Annotated in this window: 18 protein-coding genes; 10 read left to right on the forward strand and 8 right to left on the reverse strand. The window is 35.1% G+C overall.

From position 1 onward, the window contains the following. Positions 1 to 55 precede the first annotated feature (55 nt). The gene (locus H3S74_RS00640) at positions 56 to 1,252 is read left to right on the forward strand and encodes an efflux RND transporter periplasmic adaptor subunit (RefSeq protein WP_110448289.1); all 1,197 of its coding nucleotides are present in this window, start codon (positions 56 to 58) and stop codon (positions 1,250 to 1,252) included. Between the two features lie 19 nt (positions 1,253 to 1,271). Further along, positions 1,272 to 4,481 (forward strand): efflux RND transporter permease subunit, encoded by a 3,210-nt coding sequence (locus H3S74_RS00645; protein ID WP_110448288.1) that lies wholly within the window; start codon positions 1,272 to 1,274, stop codon positions 4,479 to 4,481. A gap of 188 nt (positions 4,482 to 4,669) precedes the next feature. Here the strand turns inward: H3S74_RS00645 and ruvC are convergent, their stop codons facing one another. Together ruvC and H3S74_RS00655 are read right to left on the reverse strand one after the other, a co-directional pair. After that, positions 4,670 to 5,158, reverse strand: coding sequence for a crossover junction endodeoxyribonuclease RuvC (gene ruvC / locus H3S74_RS00650; protein ID WP_198246960.1), 489 nt, complete (start codon positions 5,156 to 5,158; stop codon positions 4,670 to 4,672). Then, on the reverse strand, positions 5,158 to 5,901 hold the full coding sequence (locus H3S74_RS00655) for a YebC/PmpR family DNA-binding transcriptional regulator (protein WP_110448286.1): 744 nt from the start codon (positions 5,899 to 5,901) through the stop codon (positions 5,158 to 5,160). The genes ruvC and H3S74_RS00655 overlap by 1 nt, the downstream gene beginning before the upstream one ends. Before the next feature lie 255 nt (positions 5,902 to 6,156). On the opposite strand from H3S74_RS00655, the gene rbsD reads away from it, so the two are divergent. From rbsD to H3S74_RS00685, 6 genes are read left to right on the forward strand one after another with little or no spacing between them, the layout of a single operon-like run. Next, entirely contained in the window at positions 6,157 to 6,576 is a 420-nt protein-coding gene (gene rbsD / locus H3S74_RS00660) for a D-ribose pyranase (protein WP_198221845.1), read from the forward strand. A 28-nt stretch (positions 6,577 to 6,604) separates the two neighbouring features. Continuing rightward, positions 6,605 to 8,119: a ribose ABC transporter ATP-binding protein RbsA gene (rbsA, locus tag H3S74_RS00665; RefSeq protein ID WP_198221843.1), complete on the forward strand. Its 1,515-nt coding sequence runs from the start codon at positions 6,605 to 6,607 to the stop codon at positions 8,117 to 8,119. Then, a complete protein-coding gene (gene rbsC / locus H3S74_RS00670) occupies positions 8,106 to 9,056 on the forward strand; it encodes a ribose ABC transporter permease (protein WP_198221841.1) in 951 nt (316 codons plus the stop codon). The genes rbsA and rbsC overlap by 14 nt, the downstream gene beginning before the upstream one ends. Positions 9,057 to 9,087: 31 nt before the next feature. Beyond that, positions 9,088 to 9,963 carry a ribose ABC transporter substrate-binding protein RbsB gene (rbsB, locus tag H3S74_RS00675; protein ID WP_110448282.1) on the forward strand — a complete coding sequence of 292 codons (876 nt, stop codon included), beginning with the start codon at positions 9,088 to 9,090 and terminating at the stop codon, positions 9,961 to 9,963. Between the two features lie 48 nt (positions 9,964 to 10,011). Beyond that, complete coding sequence (gene rbsK, locus H3S74_RS00680) at positions 10,012 to 10,941, forward strand: ribokinase (RefSeq protein WP_198246961.1); 930 nt, start codon at positions 10,012 to 10,014, stop codon at positions 10,939 to 10,941. 11 nt (positions 10,942 to 10,952) lie between these two features. Then, positions 10,953 to 11,945 carry a substrate-binding domain-containing protein gene (locus H3S74_RS00685; RefSeq protein WP_198246962.1) on the forward strand — a complete coding sequence of 331 codons (993 nt, stop codon included), beginning with the start codon at positions 10,953 to 10,955 and terminating at the stop codon, positions 11,943 to 11,945. Positions 11,946 to 12,037: 92 nt separating this feature from the next. Here H3S74_RS00685 and fis read toward each other — a convergent pair whose 3' ends face one another. The 5 genes from fis to H3S74_RS12615 are packed head-to-tail and all read right to left on the reverse strand — an operon-like array spanning position 12,038 to position 15,916. Beyond that, complete coding sequence (gene fis / locus H3S74_RS00690; protein ID WP_034883623.1) at positions 12,038 to 12,334, reverse strand: DNA-binding transcriptional regulator Fis; 297 nt, start codon at positions 12,332 to 12,334, stop codon at positions 12,038 to 12,040. Between the two features lie 16 nt (positions 12,335 to 12,350). Further along, positions 12,351 to 13,349, reverse strand: a complete 999-nt coding sequence (gene dusB, locus H3S74_RS00695; protein WP_110448279.1) for a tRNA dihydrouridine synthase DusB — start codon at positions 13,347 to 13,349, stop codon at positions 12,351 to 12,353. Between the two features lie 35 nt (positions 13,350 to 13,384). Continuing rightward, positions 13,385 to 14,251: a 50S ribosomal protein L11 methyltransferase gene (gene prmA, locus H3S74_RS00700; protein ID WP_198246963.1), complete on the reverse strand. Its 867-nt coding sequence runs from the start codon at positions 14,249 to 14,251 to the stop codon at positions 13,385 to 13,387. Next, positions 14,226 to 15,677 carry a sodium/pantothenate symporter gene (gene panF / locus H3S74_RS00705; protein WP_198246964.1) on the reverse strand — a complete coding sequence of 484 codons (1,452 nt, stop codon included), beginning with the start codon at positions 15,675 to 15,677 and terminating at the stop codon, positions 14,226 to 14,228. The genes prmA and panF overlap by 26 nt, the downstream gene beginning before the upstream one ends. An 11-nt stretch (positions 15,678 to 15,688) precedes the next feature. Beyond that, positions 15,689 to 15,916 carry a DUF997 family protein gene (locus H3S74_RS12615; protein WP_198246965.1) on the reverse strand — a complete coding sequence of 76 codons (228 nt, stop codon included), beginning with the start codon at positions 15,914 to 15,916 and terminating at the stop codon, positions 15,689 to 15,691. Between the two features lie 177 nt (positions 15,917 to 16,093). Here H3S74_RS12615 and ilvC point away from each other — a divergent pair, with 177 nt between their 5' ends. Then, entirely contained in the window at positions 16,094 to 17,572 is a 1,479-nt protein-coding gene (ilvC, locus tag H3S74_RS00715) for a ketol-acid reductoisomerase (RefSeq protein WP_065614117.1), read from the forward strand. Positions 17,573 to 17,865: 293 nt separating this feature from the next. Next, positions 17,866 to 18,447: a cell division protein ZapC gene (locus tag H3S74_RS00720; RefSeq protein WP_198246966.1), complete on the forward strand. Its 582-nt coding sequence runs from the start codon at positions 17,866 to 17,868 to the stop codon at positions 18,445 to 18,447. A gap of 110 nt (positions 18,448 to 18,557) precedes the next feature. On the opposite strand, the gene H3S74_RS00725 is transcribed toward H3S74_RS00720, so the two are convergent. Beyond that, the gene (locus H3S74_RS00725) at positions 18,558 to 20,225 is read right to left on the reverse strand and encodes a tetratricopeptide repeat protein (protein WP_198246967.1); all 1,668 of its coding nucleotides are present in this window, start codon (positions 20,223 to 20,225) and stop codon (positions 18,558 to 18,560) included. Positions 20,226 to 20,257: the final 32 nt, after the last annotated feature.

The raw sequence follows: 20,257 nt of genomic DNA on the forward strand, positions 1-20,257 counted from the left end.
ATATTCATTGTTTTTATTTAAAAAATAATTATTAAGTTACCGAGGTCTTTTTTATATGAGATTTAATAAGCTATTACTTACTCTGCCAGCGGCATTAACTAGTCTATTGTTATTAACAAGTTGTGATAATAATCAATCACAAGATGGTGCTGGCCAATTACCAAAGGTAACTGTTTTTAAAGTTGAACCTTTAGACTATACTCTAAAAATAAACTTACCTGGACGGGTCGTTGCTTCCCAGATCGCTGAAATCCGACCACAGGTTAGTGGGATTGTACTAAATCGAGAATTTGAAGAAAGTTCAAATGTTAAAGCTGGTCAATCACTTTATCAAATTGACCCAGCCATTTATCAAGCGAATTATGATAGTGCGGTGGCCAGTGTAGCTAGCGCGAAAGCTAACGCTAATATAGCTCAACTAACCTTAAAACGTTATGCTGGACTTTTGAATACCAAATCTATCAGTCAGCAAGAATATGATAAAGCGGCAGCCGATGCCAAACAAGCTGAGGCAAGTGTTTTAGTTGCTCAAGCAGCAGAGCACGCAGCTAAAGTTAATTTGGACTATACGAAAGTATACTCGCCAATTGATGGGTATATTGGTAAATCAAGTGTCACGGAGGGGGCATTAGTGTCAGCAGGGCAAGCTGCTCCATTAGCTTTGGTACAGCAACTTGATCCAATTTATGTTGATATGACTGAAGCTGCAACTCGTTATAATAAATATCTTCAAGATGAAAATATAATTTATGAACCAGCTCAAGGCGATAATGTTGAATTGTTTTTTAATGATGGATCAAAATATGCTCTATCAGGAAATATTAAATTTTCAGATATGACGGTTAATGAAACGACTGGAACAGTTACTTTGCGATCACAATTTTCAAATGCTGAAGGTAAAATTTTACCGGGGATGTTTGTAAAACCACAATTGACATTAGGTACTATCAAAAATGCAGTACTAGTTCCTCAGCAAGGTATTACTAGTAACCAAAAAGGTCAATATACAGCTAAGATTTTAAAACCAGATAATACAGTTGAATATCGTCAAGATATTAAAGTTTATACTGGCATCAGTGGTTATTGGGTTGTTACCAGTGGCATTGATGTTGGTGAACAAGTGATTACTACCGGTTTACTTAATTTAACCGCAGTAGAAAGGGGGCAACCAATGAAGGCTCAAGTAGTAGATAAGCCAGCTACTCTTTCTCAAGAGCAATTAGACAATATCATCAAAAGCAGCGTGAAATAAAACAGGGGTAGAGTTAATTATGGCTAAGTTTTTTATTGATAGACCTGTTTTTGCATGGGTAATTGCTATCATGATGATGCTGGGCGGTGCTTTATGTATTAAGCTACTCGCTGTTGAACAGTATCCTGATATCGCACCACCAGCTGTTACGGTTTCTGCTGTTTATCCAGGGGCTGATGCTCAAACTATTGAGAATACAGTTACCCAATTGATTGAGCAAAACTTGACTGGTTTGGATAATTTGATTTATATGAAATCAACCAGTAGTGCTCAAGGGGTTGTACAAACCACTCTGACTTTTGCTCCCGGCACTAGCCCTGATTTTGCGCAAGTACAGGTCTTAAATAAAGTAGAAAGTATTAAATCTCGTTTGCCAGAAAGCGTGCAAAAAAATGGGGTATCGGTTGCTAAAAATAATACCAACTTTTTAAAAGTTATTGGTTTCTATTCTACCAATCCTCAAAAAACACAAGCAGATATCGCTGACTTTATTTATTCAACAGTACAAGATCAGATACGTCGTGTACAAGGAGTCGGTGATACTCAGTTGTTTGGTTCTGAATATGCAATGCGTATTTGGTTAGATCCTAATAAACTAAATTATTTTAATTTATCTATTGAAGAAATTATTGCTGCTATTCAAGCACAAAATGCGCAGGTTACTGCAGGGCAATTAGGTGCTTTACCAGCAACTGAAGGTCAAGAGCTCAATGCAACTATTACAGCTCAATCTCGGTTAAAAACACCTGAGCAATTTCAAAATATTTTAGTACGTGTTAACACAGATGGCTCAAACATCTTATTAAAAGATGTTGCCAATGTTGAAATTGGTGCCGCTGATTATAACTTTCTTTCACGTTATGACGGTAAACCATCAGCTGGTTTAGGTATTTATTTGGCGACAGGTGCAAACCAACTCGATACATCAGCTAAAGTTGACCAAAAAATTCAAGAATTATCACAGATTTTTCCTGAAGATATCAAATTTGCCTATCCTTATGATACAACTCCGTTTGTTAAATTATCGATTAATAACGTTGTGCATACATTAATTGAAGCAATCATATTGGTTGTTATCGTTATGTATGTCTTTTTACAAAATCTGCGTTCTACACTTATTCCAACTATTACCGTACCGGTAGTATTGTTAGGTACCTTTGCAGTTTTATATATATTTGGATTTACCATTAATACGTTATCTATGTTTGCTATGGTGCTGGCCATCGGTCTTCTGGTCGATGATGCCATCGTAGTAATTGAAAACGTTGAACGTATTATGCATGACGAAGGCCTTTCGCCTTATGATGCAACGGTTAAATCGATGGAACAAATTACTTCGGCATTAGTGGGTATTGCTGTGGTATTATCCGCCGTATTCGTACCAATGGCATTTTATGGTGGTGCTGCAGGGGGGATATATCGTCAATTTTCAATCACAATTGTAACGTCAATGGCTTTATCAGTATTGATGGCAATTGTATTAACGCCAGCACTTTGCGCACAAATTTTAAAAGCACCATCGAAAAATAAAGTTAAGATAACAACATTAGGCGAAAAATTACAAACCATACCTCCGTTTACGTGGCTTTCAATTGGAACTAAATGGTTTTTCAATAAGTTCAATAATTTGTATAACAAAAGTTTATATGCCTATGAAAAAGGGGTAATTAAGTTTATTCGTTATCCACTGATTTCATTTGTTTGCTATGTCTTGATAGTTGTTGGCTTAGTATTTGGCTTTAACCGTTTACCAACTGGTTTCTTACCAAATGAAGATCAGGGGGTGTTGATTGTAATGGTTGAGTTACCACCCGGTGCGACATTAGAACAAACCATGGGTGTATTGAACAAAACCTCTCAATTTTATATGAATGAAAAAGCTGATTCAGTCAGAGAGATTTTTACCGTTGCAGGTTTTAGCATGGTTGGTCGTGGACAAAACATGGGACTTGGCTTTATTCGCTTAAAAGATTGGGATGAACGTAAACGCCCTGATCAAAAAGTGGATGCATTAGTTGGTAGTGGTTGGGGATTTGCTTCTACTATTACTGAAGGTCGGGTCATTATTACGAATGTACCGGCTGTACCATCGCTTGGTATGGCAAATGGTTTTTCTTACATGTTAAAAGATACCGCTGGACTTGGCCATGAGGCACTAATGGGGGCATTTTTCCAATTATTGGGTCAAGCTGCACAGAATCCTAATCTACAACAAGTTCGTCCAGGTAGTATGCTAGATGTTCCACAATATAAGATTAATGTTGATTTTGAAACTGCTCAAGCACTTGGTGTTGCAGTAAGTAGCGTAAATACCGTACTTTCAACAGCATTGGGTTCAGCTTATATTGATGACTTTGTTTATAACAATCGGGTTAAAAAAGTCTATTTACAATCAGATTCGGCTTATCGAATGTTACCTGATGATTTCAGCTTTTGGCATGTTAAAAATCAAAAAGGTGAAATGGTTCCTTATGATGCATTTGCCACTACAACTAAGAGTTATGGTTCGCCATCTCTAGTTCGTTATGATGGCGTTGCAGCCATGGGTGTCAGTGGAGCTGCTGCACCAGGTATGAGTTCAGGACAAGCTATGGCAATAATGGAAGAACTATCTAAAAACTTACCGAAAGGTTTCTCGTATGATTGGACAGATATTTCTTACCAAGAACGTCAAACAGGTTCACAAACGACAACACTTTATATTATCTCACTTATCGTAGTGTTCCTATCGTTAGCTGCATTATATGAAAGTTGGACTGTACCTATTTCTATCTTATTCGTTATCCCATTAGGTATTATTGGTACTGTATATGCAACTATGTTTAGAGGCCTTGATAATGATATCTACTTTATCGTTGGTCTATTAACAACAATGGGTCTATCGGCTAAGAATGCTATTCTGATCGTAGAATTTGCTAAAGATGCGCTTGAAAAAGAAGGTAAGTCATTAATTGATGCAACATTAGAAGCGTGTCGCTTACGCTTACGCCCAATTTTAATGACTTCATTTGCCTTTATCCTCGGTGTTTATCCACTGGCTACCAGTAGCGGTGCCGGTTCTGTAAGTCAGAATGCGGTAGGTACTGGGGTTATTGGAGGTATGTTAACGGCGACGTTCTTAGCGATATTCTATGTTCCGTTATTCTTCTTGTTTATAACGAAATTATTCACTAAACATAAGAATAAAGTGGTGTTGCCTGCTAACTATACTGGTAAAACAGAGAAATAGTTAATGAATAATTAATACCTAATTAATATGAATTTAAAGCACCAATAATATTGGTGCTTTTTTTATTTAACTTTTAATAGATTACCTATTCGATATTTTGTTTAACAGTTTTTATGCAGTTGAAATAAAAGTTGAGGAAAGGGGTTTTTAAGTTATAAAAGCATGCGTTAATATGGAATAGTATCAGATTATTTATGTGATTTGATTAATTGTTGACTCATATGGGCATGGGTAATTGCTATAGCTAGTGCATCTGCCGCATCCGCTTGAGGACTTGCTGGTAATTTCAATAGTAGTTTAACCATATGTTGAACTTGTTTTTTGTCAGCTGCTCCAGTGCCAACAACACTTTGTTTGACCAAGCGTGCAGCATATTCAAAAACGGGTAAATCATGATTGACTGCTGCAACAATTGCAGAACCTCGTGCTTGACCCAATTTTAAAGCAGAATCGGCATTACGTGCCATGAAGACTTGTTCAATAGCAAACATATTCGGTTGAAATTGAAGAATGATTTCGCTTACTCCTGCATAGACACGTTTCAAACGTGTGGGTAAGTCATCGACAGCAGTGCGAATACAGCCACTGCCAAGATAGGTGAGTTGTCGTCCCGTTTGACGAATTACGCCATAACCCGTCAAACGAGAGCCTGGGTCAATACCCAGAATAATAGTCATTAGAGTGTTGCAGCAACTTCGTCTGACACTTCTCCGTTATGATAAACCTCTTGAACATCATCACAATCTTCAAGCATATCGATAAGACGTAGTAATTTTGGTGCAGACTCAATATCAAGATCAACTTTGGTTGCTGGAATCATTGAAACTTCAGCGGATTCAGCCACTAAACCAGCTGCATCGAGTGCATCTTTAACTTCACCGAATGATTCAGGTGTAGTAAATACATCAATTGCACCATCATCATAAGTAACCACATCATCAGCACCAGCTTCAAGTGCCGCATCCATTACTTGATCTTCATCAGTGCCTGCAGGATAAGAGATCACACCTTTTTTAGTAAATAAATAAGATACTGAGCCGTCAGTACCTAGATTACCGCCAGTTTTAGTGAAAGCGTGACGAACTTCAGATACAGTACGGTTTCGGTTATCACTTAAGCATTCAACCATTACTGCAGTACCTGCAGGTCCATAACCTTCATAGATGATAGTTTCCATATTAGTATCATCTTCACCACCGACACCACGAGCAACAGCTCGATTCATGGTATCTCGAGTCATGTTATTAGATAATGCTTTGTCCATAGCAGCACGTAGACGAGGGTTAGACGCTGGATCGCCACCACCAATTTTGGCTGCCGTTACAAGTTCGCGAATAATTTTGGTAAAGATTTTACCGCGCTTAGCATCTTGAGCTGCTTTGCGGTGTTTGGTATTGGCCCATTTACTATGACCTGCCATAGAGTTCTCCAGATTAAATAATTTAAAAATCGCATCATTTTAACAAACTTTTAACTAAAGTTCATTATCAATCTATTTTTTCATTGGTTCATGTCATTTTAATAATGAATAATTATATTGATTTGTATCAAATATTCATATTTTATTCATTGCAACTCATTTAGTTTTAATTCATTATATCTTTATTCTTGATAGATTAAGCCTTCATCGAAACGTTTCGATAAACAATTTCATTATTATTCTTAGGATTGCATTATGTATAAAAGTAAGTTGTTCAATTCAGTAATAGTTCAGACTTTAGCCAAAATGGGACATACCGATCAAATTGCTATTGGTGATGCAGGTTTACCCATACCTGAAAATGTTGAAAGAATAGATCTGGCGCTGACATTTGGCGTGCCATCTTTTATGCAAGTTTTGGAAACTGTAACTGAATCTATGCAAATTGAAAAAGTTCTTCTGGCAGAAGAGATCCTTGAACATAATCCAGAGATAAATAAAAAAATATTAGCTCAGATTAAACAAATTGAGGAATCACAACAAAATATAATTGATATAGAATATGTCACTCACGAAATGTTAAAACAGCAAACCAGCGAATGCAAAGCGGTAATTAGGACTGGTGAATGTTCACCTTACGCGAATATTATTCTACAGTCGGGAGTAATTTTTTAAAAACAACAATTAAAATAATGGGAATTTTATGAGTGATATTTTATTACAGCTTACTGATATATCTAAATCTTTTCCCGGTGTTAAAGCGCTTTCAGGCGCTAATCTGACTGTTAAAGCTGGTCAAGTTATGGCCTTAATCGGCGAAAATGGCGCGGGTAAATCTACGTTAATGAAAGTACTCACAGGAATATATAAAAAAGATTCTGGTGAAATTATTTATCAAGGTAGTAAAGTTAACTTCAATGGTCCCAAAGCTTCGCAATTAGCCGGAATAGGTATAATTCATCAAGAATTGAATTTAATACCGCAATTATCCATCGCCGAAAATATCTTTTTAGGTCGAGAATTTACCAATAAATTCGGTTGTATTGATTGGCAAAAAACCTATGCTGAAGCCGATAAATTATTAGCGCAATTGCATTTGAATTATAACAGTCGAAGATTGATTAGTGATTTGTCGATTGGTGAACAGCAAATGGTTGAAATTGCCAAAGTGCTAAGTTTTGATTCTAAAGTTATCATTATGGATGAACCAACCGATGCTCTCACCGATACAGAAACCGCTTCATTATTTGAAGTCATTAATAAACTCAAAAAACAAAATTGTGGCATTGTCTATATCTCTCATCGTCTAAAAGAAATCTTTCAAATTTGCGATGCAGTAACCGTATTACGTGATGGTCAATTTGTGGGGGAAAAGAAGATCACTCAATTGGATGAAGATAGTTTAATTGAGATGATGGTGGGTCGTAAGCTTGAAGAACAATATCCACGCATCGAAATGGAAAAAGGAAATATCACGTTACAGGTTAACCACCTTATTGGTGATGGTGTGAATGATGTTAGTTTTTCTCTTCATGAAGGAGAAATATTAGGTATCTCTGGTCTTATGGGGGCTGGACGAACCGAGTTGATGAAGATGATTTATGGCGCAAATCCCGCTAAATCAGGAACAATAACTTTAAATGGCAAAGCCATTAAAACACGTTCGCCAAAAGATGGTTTAATGAACGGCATTGTTTATATCTCTGAAGACCGCAAAAGAGATGGATTAATTTTAGGCATGTCAGTTAAAGATAATATGTCACTCAACTCCCTTGGTTATTTTGTTAATCAATTTAAACAGTTAAAACTAAAAAATGAACGACGAGCGGTTGATGATTATGTGGGACTATTCAATATTAAAACCCCATCAATTAATCAAACAATAGGTTTATTATCAGGTGGTAATCAACAAAAAGTTGCTATTGCTAAAGGATTAATGACACGTCCAAGCATATTAATTTTGGATGAACCAACCAGAGGTGTTGATGTTGGCGCTAAAAAGGAAATTTATCAACTGATTAATCAATTCAAACAACAAGGATTAAGTGTTATCTTAGTTTCGTCCGACATGCCCGAAATTCTTGGCATGAGTGACCGCATTTTAGTTATTCATGAAGGAAAAGTAACCGGAAATTTTACTATTAATGAAGCAACACAAGAAAAACTTATGGCCGCTGCCGTAGGAAAAATACAGGAGAAATCTGATGCTGCAAAATAAAACGCTCAAAAATGTATTAGTTGAGCAGAAGTCATTAATAACGTTACTGGTATTAATCTTAATCGTTTCATGTTTAAGTGATAACTTTTTCACGTTAAATAATATTTTTAATATTTTGCAGCAAACCTCAATTAACGCCATTATTGCGGTTGGAATGACCTTAGTCATTCTAACATCCGGTATTGATCTTACAGTTGGCTCGATATTTGCACTAGCGGGCGCTGTGACCGCATCGATGATTGGTTCCGACATTTCCCCATTTATTGCTATATGTGCTGCTTTAATTTTAAGTGCAATATTAGGGGCCTTTTCTGGAGTCATTATCGCGAAAGGAAAGCTTCAAGCTTTTATTGCAACATTAGTGATGATGTTAATCTTACGTGGTGCAACACTGGTATATACAAAAGGAAGTCCAATTTCTATTGGTACTAATGATAATTCCGAAATGTTTGAATGGATCGCATTTGGTCGAGTATTCGGTATTCCAGTACCAATTATCATTATGTTGGTTGTGTTTGCCGCGGCATGGTATTTGTTGAAATATACGCGTTTAGGTCGCTATATTTATGCCCTTGGCGGTAACGAATCAGCAACACAATTATCAGGTATCAATGTTGATAAGGTAAAAATTATTGTTTATGCGATGAGTGGTTTACTGTGTGCTGTTGCCAGTACAATTGAGGTTTCAAGATTGTCCTCAGCTCAACCTACAGCAGGAACTGGTTACGAGATGGATGCAATTGCTGCTGTTGTTCTTGGCGGCACAAGTATGTCAGGAGGGCGCGGTAAAATTATTGGGACCCTAATCGGTGCGTTAATTCTAGGTTTTTTGAATAATGGCTTAAATATGTTAGGGGTCGATGCGTATTATCAAATGATAGTCAAAGGTGGCGTCATATTACTTGCGGTTTTAGTTGATAAAAAAACTAATAAGTAATTTTTTTAATAAAAGTAGCTAGGAGAAAGTTATGAGATTAAATAAGTACATTGCTGTATTAATAAGTTTTTTATTTGTCTTTCAAGCTTCGGCAAAAGAGAATATTGCTTTAATAATATCCACGCTAAACAATCCATTTTTTGTTACTTTAAAAGAGGGAGCCGTAAAAAAAGCTAATGAACTAGGTTACGATTTAGTAGTATTAGATTCCCAAAATAATCCCGCCAAAGAGTTAGCAAATGTTGAAGATACAATTGTTAAAGGAACAAAGATTATTTTAATTAATCCGACAGATTCGGAAGCAGTTGGTAACGCTGTTCTAGCGGCTAACAAAGCAAATATTCCTGTTATAACCCTTGACCGTGGTTCAGTGAAAGGTGAGGTAGTTAGCCATATAGCATCAGACAATGTTGCTGGCGGTAAAATGGCTGGTGATTTTATTGTTAATAAGTTAGGTAAACAGGCAAAAGTCATTCAACTACAAGGAATTGTAGGTACTTCGGCTTCACGTGAAAGAGGTGAAGGATTTAATCAGTCACAACAAGAAAATAATTTTACCATTTTAACGGCACAGCCTGCGGATTTTGATAGAGCTAAAGGTATGAATGTTATGCAAAATTTATTAACGGCTTATCCCACTGTTCAAGCTGTATTTGCAGAAAATGATGAAATGGCATTAGGTGCAATGCGAGCGATTCAAACCGCTGGTCGAACTGACATTTTGATCGTTGGATTCGATGGTACTGATGATGGTATCAAATCTGTAGAACGCGGTAAATTAGCTGCAACTGTGGCACAACAACCCGATAAAATTGGCGCAATTGGGGTCGAAATCGCTGATAAAGTTATAAAAGGTGAAAAAGTCAGTCCGAGTATTCCTGTGGAGTTAAAATTAATTAGTAAATAGATTAGTATAGGACGTGATAAACGTCCTATTTAATTAGGAATTAGATAAATGAAACGTAAAAAATTGATTGTCTTAGGTAGTGTTAATGTTGATCATATTTTAAATGTTCCTAAGTTTCCTAAACCGGGTGAAACATTATCAGGATCAAACTATAAAATTTCTTTCGGTGGTAAGGGGGCAAACCAAGCTGTTGCAGCAGGTCGATTGGGTGCAAATATTCAATTTATTGCTGCTGTCGGAAATGATGAACTAGGTAACAAAATTAAACAGCAGCTTAACAATGATAATATTAATACTTGTTCAGTAGCTTGTATTGAAGGGCAAAATACTGGGGTAGCTTTGATTTTAGTTAATGCACAAGGTGAAAATCAAATTGCTATCCATGCTGGTGCAAATGCACAAGTTACTACAGAATATTTACTTAAATATAAAGAAGATATTATCAATGCTGATGCTATTTTAATGCAATTGGAAACACCGTTGGCAACAATTGAACAAGCAGCAAAATTGGCTAAACAACATCAGACTCAAGTTATTTTAAATCCGGCTCCAGCACAAAAATTATCAGATGATTTACTTAAACACATTGATATTATTACCCCTAATGAAACTGAAGCTGAATACTTAACAGGTATTAAAGTTTTAACGGAAAAAGATGCCGAGCAAGCTGCGATTTTTTTACATAAAAAAGGTATCGAAACGGTTATTATTACTTTAGGCTGTAAAGGTGCCTGGGTAAGTTCTGCACAACAAGGGGCAATCATTGCTGGATTTAAAGTCAAAGCAATTGATACTATTGGTGCTGGTGATACTTTCAATGGTATGTTAGTTACCGCGTTGTTAGAAGGTAAAACCTTAGAACAAGCGATTAAATATGCTCATGCAGCTGGTGCATTATCAGTTACGAAACCGGGAGCTCAAACAGCAGTACCATCTCGAAATGAAGTAGAAGAGTTTCTTGAACAACAAAGTAAATAGGTAGTTTCGACTTGGCAACTATGAAGGATATCGCAAATTTTGCGAAAGTATCGACATCAACAGTCTCTCATGTCATTAATAATGACCGTTATGTTAGTCCAACTATTCGCAAAAAAGTTGAATTGGCAATCAAACAACTAAATTATACACCTTCAGCCATTGCTCGAAGTTTAAAAAGTAATAAAACATTTACTATTGGTATGGTAGTAACAGCAAGTAATAATCCCTTCTTTTCAGAAGTCGTGCAGGGCGTTGAGAGATGCTGTTATAGACTGGGGTATAATTTGATATTATGTCATACCGAGGGTGACCAGCAACGAATGTTAATTAATATTGAACATTTATTACAAAAACGTGTTGATGGTTTACTAACAATGTGTACTGAAACTGAGCCAATCCCACAACAGATATTCACTAAATATCCTAAACTTGCCATAGTTATGGTTGACCGGACACCATTTAGTGCTCTTTATGATACTATAAAGGATCATTCTTTATATGGTGCTACTTTAGCTACCAATTATCTCATTGAACAAAATTATAAAAAGATCGCGTGTATTACTGGGCCATTGAATAATAACCAATCACAATTGCGTTTAAAAGGCTTTAGAAATGCTCTGCAAGCCGCTAATATAACCAGACTTGACAGCTATGAAGTACAAGGGGATTTTCACTTTTCATCAGGCGTGATTGCCATGCAGCAATTATTAGATTTACCGATTCCGCCGGAAGCGGTATTTTGTTTTAATGATGCCATGGCAATTGGTGCTTACCAAACTCTATATCAAAATGGTCTTGAAGTTGGCAAGGATATCGCTATTATTGGTTATGATGATATTGAAATTGCGCAATACATGACTCCTTCTTTGACAACTATCCATCAACCGAAAGAAGAATTAGGCCAGTTAGCAGTTGAAACTTTACTGAATCGTATTCAAAATCCTCAAGAGTCGCGACAAATATTGACTTTGACCCCTACATTAATTAAACGTTTTTCAGCGTAAATAACATCTAATTGATATATTGAGAACAAAAAAAGCGTCCTCTAAAGAAGACGCTTTTAAATAATCCTATAATATGGTTTTAGATATTTAGACTAACTCATTCCATATTGTTTTAATTTTTTGCGTAAAGTACCACGGTTGATACCAAGCATATTTGCTGCTCGAGTTTGATTGCCACGAGTATATTGCATAACCATATCAAGGAATGGGTGTTCAACTTCAGCTAACACTAATTCATATAGATCAGTAGGATCTTCACCATTTAATTGTGATAAATAGTTTTTTAAAGCTTGTTTTACCGAATCTCGCAAAGGTTTTTGTGTTATTTGGTCTTGTGAGTTTACAGTTGTAAATTTAAGTGCTGCAGCTGTAACGCGTTGTTCTGACATAGTATATTTAACTCTTTTATTTGTTTCTAATTTGACTAAAAAATGCTTTTAGTGTTTTTACTTGCTCACATGAATTGCTAAGTACACTAAATAAGCGCCTGAATTGATCGCTGTCAGCATAGTTCTTGGTATACCAATTTACATGCTTTCTGGCAATCCGTAATCCTTTGTATTCTCCATAGAATTGATAAAGTTCTTCAAGGTGTGTTAACACTATTTGCTCAACTTCATCAATTGACTTATTTTTCTTTAACTGTCCGTGTGTTAAATAGAATGCAATTTCTTCAAATATCCAAGGTCGCCCTTGTGCCGCTCGGCCGATCATTATACCATCAGCTTGCGTATATTTAAAAACATCTTTTGCTTGTTCTGGGGTACAAATATCACCATTTGCAATTACCGGAATAGTTACCTTTTCTTTAACTGCTTTAATGGATTCATATTCAGCCTTCCCATTGAATAAGCATGCACGACTTCGCCCATGAATAGTAATGGCCTTTATGCCACAATCCTGCGCAATTTGTGCGATTTCAATGCAATTTCTATTATTTTTATCCCATCCAGTCCGAGTTTTTAATGTTACTGGTACATCAACAGCACCAACAACTTTTTGCAAAATAGTTTTTATTAGCTCTGGATACTGCATTAAAGCAGAGCCAGCTAATTTTTTATTCACCTTTTTAGCCGGACACCCCATATTGATGTCAATTAACTGAGCTCCATGCTTGACGTTAAATTCAGCCGCTCTCGCCATTTCGTCGGGGTCTGAGCCAACTATTTGAACTGCACGTATACCGACATCATCATTTGAAATCATTCTTAATGCTGATTTATCAGTATGCCAAACATCAGAATTTGCTAAAAACATTTCAGAGACAGTCATTCCAGCACCAAAGCGGTGACATAAATTCCGAAACGGTTTATCACTGATTCCTGCCATTGGAGCAGCAATCAGATTATTTTTTAAATTGACCTTGCCGATACTAAGCGAATTAAGGCCGGCTATATTACGCATTTTTTCTCGAAGTTAAAAGGGGTAATGTTAATTTTTTATAATTTTTTACCGGTTATACGGCACCATTCATCCTGTTCAATAACCGGATCAAGGACAAACTCAGTTTGATATGCTTCACATACGCTTTGCGATTGATTCGCTAAAATTCCAGATAGTCCAAGTTCTCCTGATGGCTTTACTAATTTACTAATCTGGGGTTTAAGTTCTTTCAACGGGCCGGCCAAAATGTTAGCTACTACCACATCCGCTTGTAAATTATCGGGAATATCTTTTGCCAAATAAAGCTCAATCTTTTCACTTACTTTGTTACGTTCAGCATTGTCATGACTTGCTTGGATCGCTTGAGGATCAATATCAATGCCTATAACTCTTGCTGCACCTAGTTTTAACGCCGCAATGGCTAAAATACCTGAACCACATCCATAATCGATCACAATTTTGTTATTAAGATCGAGACTGTCTAGCCAAGTTAAGCATAAAGCTGTCGTAGGATGAGTACCTGTACCGAAGGCTAAACCTGGATCTAACATTACATTAACCGCATTGGGATCGGGTATTTCACGCCAGCTGGGGCAGATCCACAATCGTTTACCAAATTGCATTGGATGGAAATTATCCATCCATTCTCGTTCCCAGTCTTTATCTTCCAATTGTTCGATTTTATAAGAATATTGCTCAAGATTTAAAATTGATTTTAACTCGTCAATATCTGTTTCAGCATCATATAATCCGACAACATCGGTATTCCCCCAAAGTTTTGTTTCACCAGGTAAAGGTTCAAAAACAGGGTTATCAAAAGTATCTTGAAAAGTGACTGACACTGCCCCTGATTCTTCTAATTGTTCGCTAATACTTTCAGCTAAATCACTAGTTGTGTTAATTCTGAGTTGAATCCAAGGCATAATTTTTTCCCGTCTGGCCAAAATGATTGGCAATAATAAATATAACTAATCCAATAAGTAATGATGGCACTATTGGATGGAAAGCATAAATTTTAATGTTATAAACAGCAAGTAATGTGTAGCTTATAGCACCAGCAAACATCGAGCAAAAAGCACCTGTTGAATTAGCTTTTTTCCAATATAATCCTAGTACTAGAGGCCATAAGAATACTGCTTCAAGTCCACCAAAAGCTAATAAATTAAGCCATATGATCATTTCTGGTGGGTTCCATGCAGCGACAATTAATAAACCACCAAAAATAAAGGTGATGATAATTGATATGCGAGTAAGCATTTTATCACTAAATTTAGTATTTGGTCTCATCGTTAAGAACAGGTCTTTAATAATTACAGATGAAACTTGTAATAATTGTGCATTAATGGTGGACATAATTGCTGATAATGGTGCTGCCAAAAAAATTCCTGCGGCTAAAGGAGGTAAAACCTTTATAATTAATGTTGGCACAATTTGGTCTGGAATGGTTAAATCACTTATTATTGCTCTTCCAAGTGCGCCAGATAGATGCATTGTTAACATGATGACTGTCACAACAGCAGTACCAATAATAATGCCTTGATGAACAGCCTTACTATCTTTATAAGCCATACAACGAACAGCGGTATGAGGTAAACCAACAACTCCAAAACAGACTAAAACCCAGAATGATGCCATAAATGGAAAGTCCATAAAATTGTCAGGGCCTTGAGGTGTTAATAAAGCAGGATCGATCTGATTTAAACGATCAACTATATTTGTAATGCCACCGCCAGCATAAATAATGGCAACTAATAACAAAATGGCGCCAATCATCATTACCAACCCTTGAAATGCATCATTTAATATGCTGGCTCTAAATCCGCCAAAAGCTGTGTAAATTACTGTACCAATACCAAAAATAAGTAATCCTATATCATAGGGAATACCTACAGATGATTGTAGTAATCGGGCTCCACCGACAAATTGTACGGTCATAGCACCAATAAAAGCCGCAATAAGCGCAATACTGGCAAAACATACAATTAGTTTGCTTTTATAATGAGAATAGAGCATATCACTTAGCGTTATTGCATTGTATTTACGCGCTAAAATTGCGAATTTTTTGCCAAGAATACCAAGTGATAATAATACGGTTGGAACTTGAATCATCGACAACAGAACCCAACCGAGACCATATTTATAAGCAGCACCTGGACCACCGATAAAAGAACTGGCACTAATATAAGTTGCAGCTAAAGTCATTGCCAGTAAAAAACCGCCCATAGTCCGATTACCAATAAAATAATCAGTAAATTGGTTTACTTTTTTTCGTTTTGCATATGCATAAATTGATAATGCAAATACAAATATAAGATAAATAACAAGAGGAAGAATAATATCTAATTGCACGGTTTAATGGCCTATTCTAGTGGAATATTTTTAAATTGTTTTTTTACTATAACAAAACACAACAAGATAAAACCCAATGGTATAAATATACAGGATAGTTCAAACCATAATGGTAAACCCAAAAATCCGGTTTGATTTTTGACAATATAAGCAGTAATTACCCATGCAGCGAAGTAAATGATAGTCAGTAGCAATGAAAGTTTTGCTTCTTTATTAGCTTGCTTGTAACGAGTATCCATAATAAATAAATGGTTAAGTTATCTGGGGTGGCTTAGAGTAAAAGAAAGTAGTTAACTTAGCAAGTATATTGCAATTTATGCAACATAATATTCTAAATATATCAATTTCCGCAATTATGCTTTTACGGTATAGTGCATACAACTTAATTATCAGAAATTCAACTCATGGAGAGAATAATGTCAAATTATTTTAATACACTAAATTTACGCGAAAAATTAGAACAATTAGGTCAATGTCGTTTTATGGCGCGCGATGAATTTGCATCAGAAGCTAATTTTTTAAAAGGTAAAAAAATTGTCATCGTAGGTTGTGGTGCACAAGGTCTTAACCAAGGGCTAAATATGCGTGATTCTGGTTTAGATATTGCTTATGCATTACGTAAAGAAGCTATTGATGAAAAAAGAGCATCATGGAAAAAAGCTACTGAGAATGGTTTTAAAGTAGGAACTTATGAAGAATTAATCCCAACAGCTGATTTGGTTATCAACCTTACTCCAGATAAACAACATTCTGCTGTGGTACAAGCAGTACAACCATTAATGAAAAAAGATGCGGCATTAGGTTACTCACATGGTTTTAATATCGTTGAAGTTGGTGAAAAAATCCGACCAGATATTACTGTCGTTATGGTTGCGCCAAAATGTCCAGGAACAGAAGTTCGTGAAGAATATAAACGTGGATTTGGTGTACCAACCTTGATCGCTGTACATCCAGAAAACGATCCGAAAGGTGAAGGTCTAGCAATTGCTAAAGCATGGGCGGCAGCAACAGGTGGTCATCGTGCCGGTGTGTTACAATCTTCTTTTGTTGCTGAAGTTAAATCAGATCTAATGGGTGAACAAACTATTTTATGTGGTATGTTACAAACTGGATCATTACTTTGCTTTGATAAATTGGTTGCTGATGGCGTAGATCCAGCATATGCGTGTAAATTATTACAATTTGGTTGGGAAACGATCACTGAAGCATTAAAACAAGGTGGTATTACCTTAATGATGGATCGTTTATCAAATCCAGCTAAGTTACGCGCTAATGCGTTAGCTAAAGAATTAAAAGTAATTATGACCGATCTTTATCGTAAACATATGGATGATATTATTTCTGGTGAGTTTTCATCTACTATGATGAAAGATTGGGCTAACGATGATGTTAATTTATTGAAATGGCGTAAAGAAACAGGTGAAACTGCATTTGAAAAAGCGGCAGAATATCAAGGTAAGATTGATGAACAAGCTTATTTCGATCAAGGAGTTGTAATGGTTGCTATGGTTAAAGCTGGTGTTGAACTAGCATTTGAAACCATGCTTGAGTCTGGAATTTTACCTGAATCGGCTTATTATGAATCATTACACGAATTACCACTTATCGCAAATACAATTGCCCGTAAACGCCTGTATGAAATGAATGTTGTTATTTCAGATACCGCTGAATATGGTAACTATTTATTTGCTAATGCTGCTGTACCATTGTTAAAAGAGAAATTTATGCCAATGTTACAAGCTGGTGATTTAGGGAAAGCAATCCCTGAAGGAAGTGTTGATAACGCACAACTACGTGATGTTAATGAAGCTATTCGTCATCATCCAATCGAAGTTATTGGACGTAAACTTCGTAGCTATATGACTGATATGAAACGTATTAATGTTGCAAGTTAATTCTATTAACTGATTATAAAAAGGTGCTAAATAGCACCTTTTTTTATGCTAAAAATTTGTTATTTATAATTATATATACATGCTATTTTCATTAAAATTAAATTTGATCCGAAAGGATCATTAAGATCTAAATTTAGATCTAACTTAGATCATTTTGATCTTGAGTAGATCGACATAAAATTTTTAAAAATTAAATAATTAAAATTTTCTTATTTTAAATTTTTATTTATTTTTTATATAAATCATGATATATTTTGTTCAAATTTAGTTCAATTTGAAAGGATGAAATATCAATGAAAATGGCTTTTCGACCAACAGACAGCTGGCGTTGGTATTTTGATAATGAATATGATAGTTTAATGCTTGAAATTTCATCAGAAATGCTATTTCGTTGTAATTATGCTAGCAAAATATTAATTCCAGATGTATTTGATGAGTTTTCTTTTTCAGTTGATGATGCAACAGCTTATTACCAGTTTTATGATAGCTGTCAATCGTTGCCGTTAACTGACTCTCAAAAAATTGAATTATCCATTAATGCAATTGTTGCAGCAAATTTTTTAAAGCCACAAATGCCTAAAAGCTGGTATTTTTCTCAACAGCCAATGTTTTACCAACCTAAAGTAGCTGATGTTGTTAGCGTAAATATGCAAGAAAATGGCCAAAAAGTATGTTTATTAGTTGTTGAAGCGGGTGAAAACGCCTCACTTTGTATTATTGCACAACCAACATTTGTAGCGATGAATAAAACTTTTTATTTTTCAGAAGCAATCAAAGTGATGAATGACAGATTAGCTTTAGTTAACTCATTAGCAAAAACAGAAAATTCAGTAGTTTCTGAGAATGAGCAATTAGCATTAAAAGCTATTTCTTAATTAATATAATTTTATTCTAAATGAGTAGCAAGTTTCTACTCATTTATTAATCTATTCTCTTTTAACTTAACAATTCCGTTTGATAAAATAATTTTACTTTCAATTTAATATTATTGAGAAAAGTTTAAATCGCTGCGTTTACTACGATTCAAAATTAGTCTCAGTTCAGCTGAGCTATGACCTTGTTTGGCTGCTTTTTCAAGTAAATCTACCCCTATTTCATACAATGTTGTATGTTCAATAAACATTGAACCTACTTTGTACTGGGCCTCCATATCACCATTATCTAATGCACGTTGTAATTGAGGATCTTGTTTTAATTTATTTAAAGCAATACAACTTCCCCATGTATATCCATCTTGTTCATCGAAACAGTATCTTTGATGCCAGTAAATTGCTTTGTCATAATTTTGAGTTACATAATCGCCTTTCATATACATTTCGGATAATGTTTGTTTAGATGAAAAACTACCCGCATTTGCAGCCGCTTCTAACCAATAAATTTTTTGATCAAGATTTGAATCATCGTCATACTTGAAAGCAATCTTTTCCATGATTTTAGGACTTTTAACATAATTCACGTACTTGATATAATTTTTCAATATTTCTGCATCTTTTTCGGAGGTAAAAAGCTCTGTTTTAGGATATAAATCAGCTATATGAAGGAATAATTGAGGATTGTTATCAGCAATATGTGAATAGAAATAAATTGCAGCTAAATACTTGTGATGTGATTCACACCATTTAGCAATGGCAATGGCTATTTCAGGATCAAGTGTGTCTTTATCAAATTTTTCTAATAAAGTGTAAAGTTCTCTGTTTGATGAAAGCTTGAACTGTAGCTGATACATTTCACATGCTCGTGAAGAAGCTAGTGAGCAAGCTTGATTAAAATACATTAAAGCTTTATTTAGCTTTACTTCGTTTACATAATATTTGCTCAAATAAAGTAGGGATTTTATATTGCCTCGAGAAGCTTTCTCTTGAATATTTTCTAAGGTATCTTTATCAATTATTTTGTTTTCATGTTTATAATCTTCGTCACTAAAACTGTATTTATTATCTAATAAATCCTCAATTAGCTTTTCAATTTTAGCGTAAGCAATAAAATAGGATAAAGATGGATCATCAATATCTTTTGCATTAGCAAATTGTTGCAATGCGCTTGTTGGATCAATCTGTGGGGAGGTAAGATACTCTTGCCCAATTAAAAATGATGCATATTGATTAACATTTATCTCATTATCTGTTTTTAAACATTCAATTAAATTAATGACATAACCGTATGGTATTTTATCTGAATCTTTTAAATCTATTAATAATCTAACTGCGTTTAAATCACCATTCAGGATTGCTATTCGAATTAGTGATAATCCTTTATCCACTAATTTAGGTTTAATAAAATAATTTATGTCTGCATAATCTACTTTTTTACATCTATATGATAAGGAGTCATTATATTCTTTTTCCTCATCATATTCGTTATAGTAGATATCTTCGGTCAAAATAAAATTATCCTTCCAACTAGACACCAATTCATTAATTTTGTAAAGTTTTTTACAATTTTTTAAGCTAAAATTATGCGCTAATTCGATATAATTCATACCTAATTGTGAAAGGGTACTGAGGTTTGTTGTATTGCCTTCATTTAGTTCTTTAAGAATTTTAGCTTCTTTTCCTTCCTTTATATCATCAAACACCATTTTATAATGATCCAAAGAAAATACAGCTGTAGAAAGCGAACAGAGAAATATAAATAAAAATAATTTTCTAAACATCCATGATAACCTTTTATCTTTCTTATAATTTT

It is taken from the genome of Gilliamella sp. W8126, assembly GCF_016102185.1.
Lineage (GTDB): Bacteria > Pseudomonadota > Gammaproteobacteria > Enterobacterales > Orbaceae > Gilliamella > Gilliamella apis_A.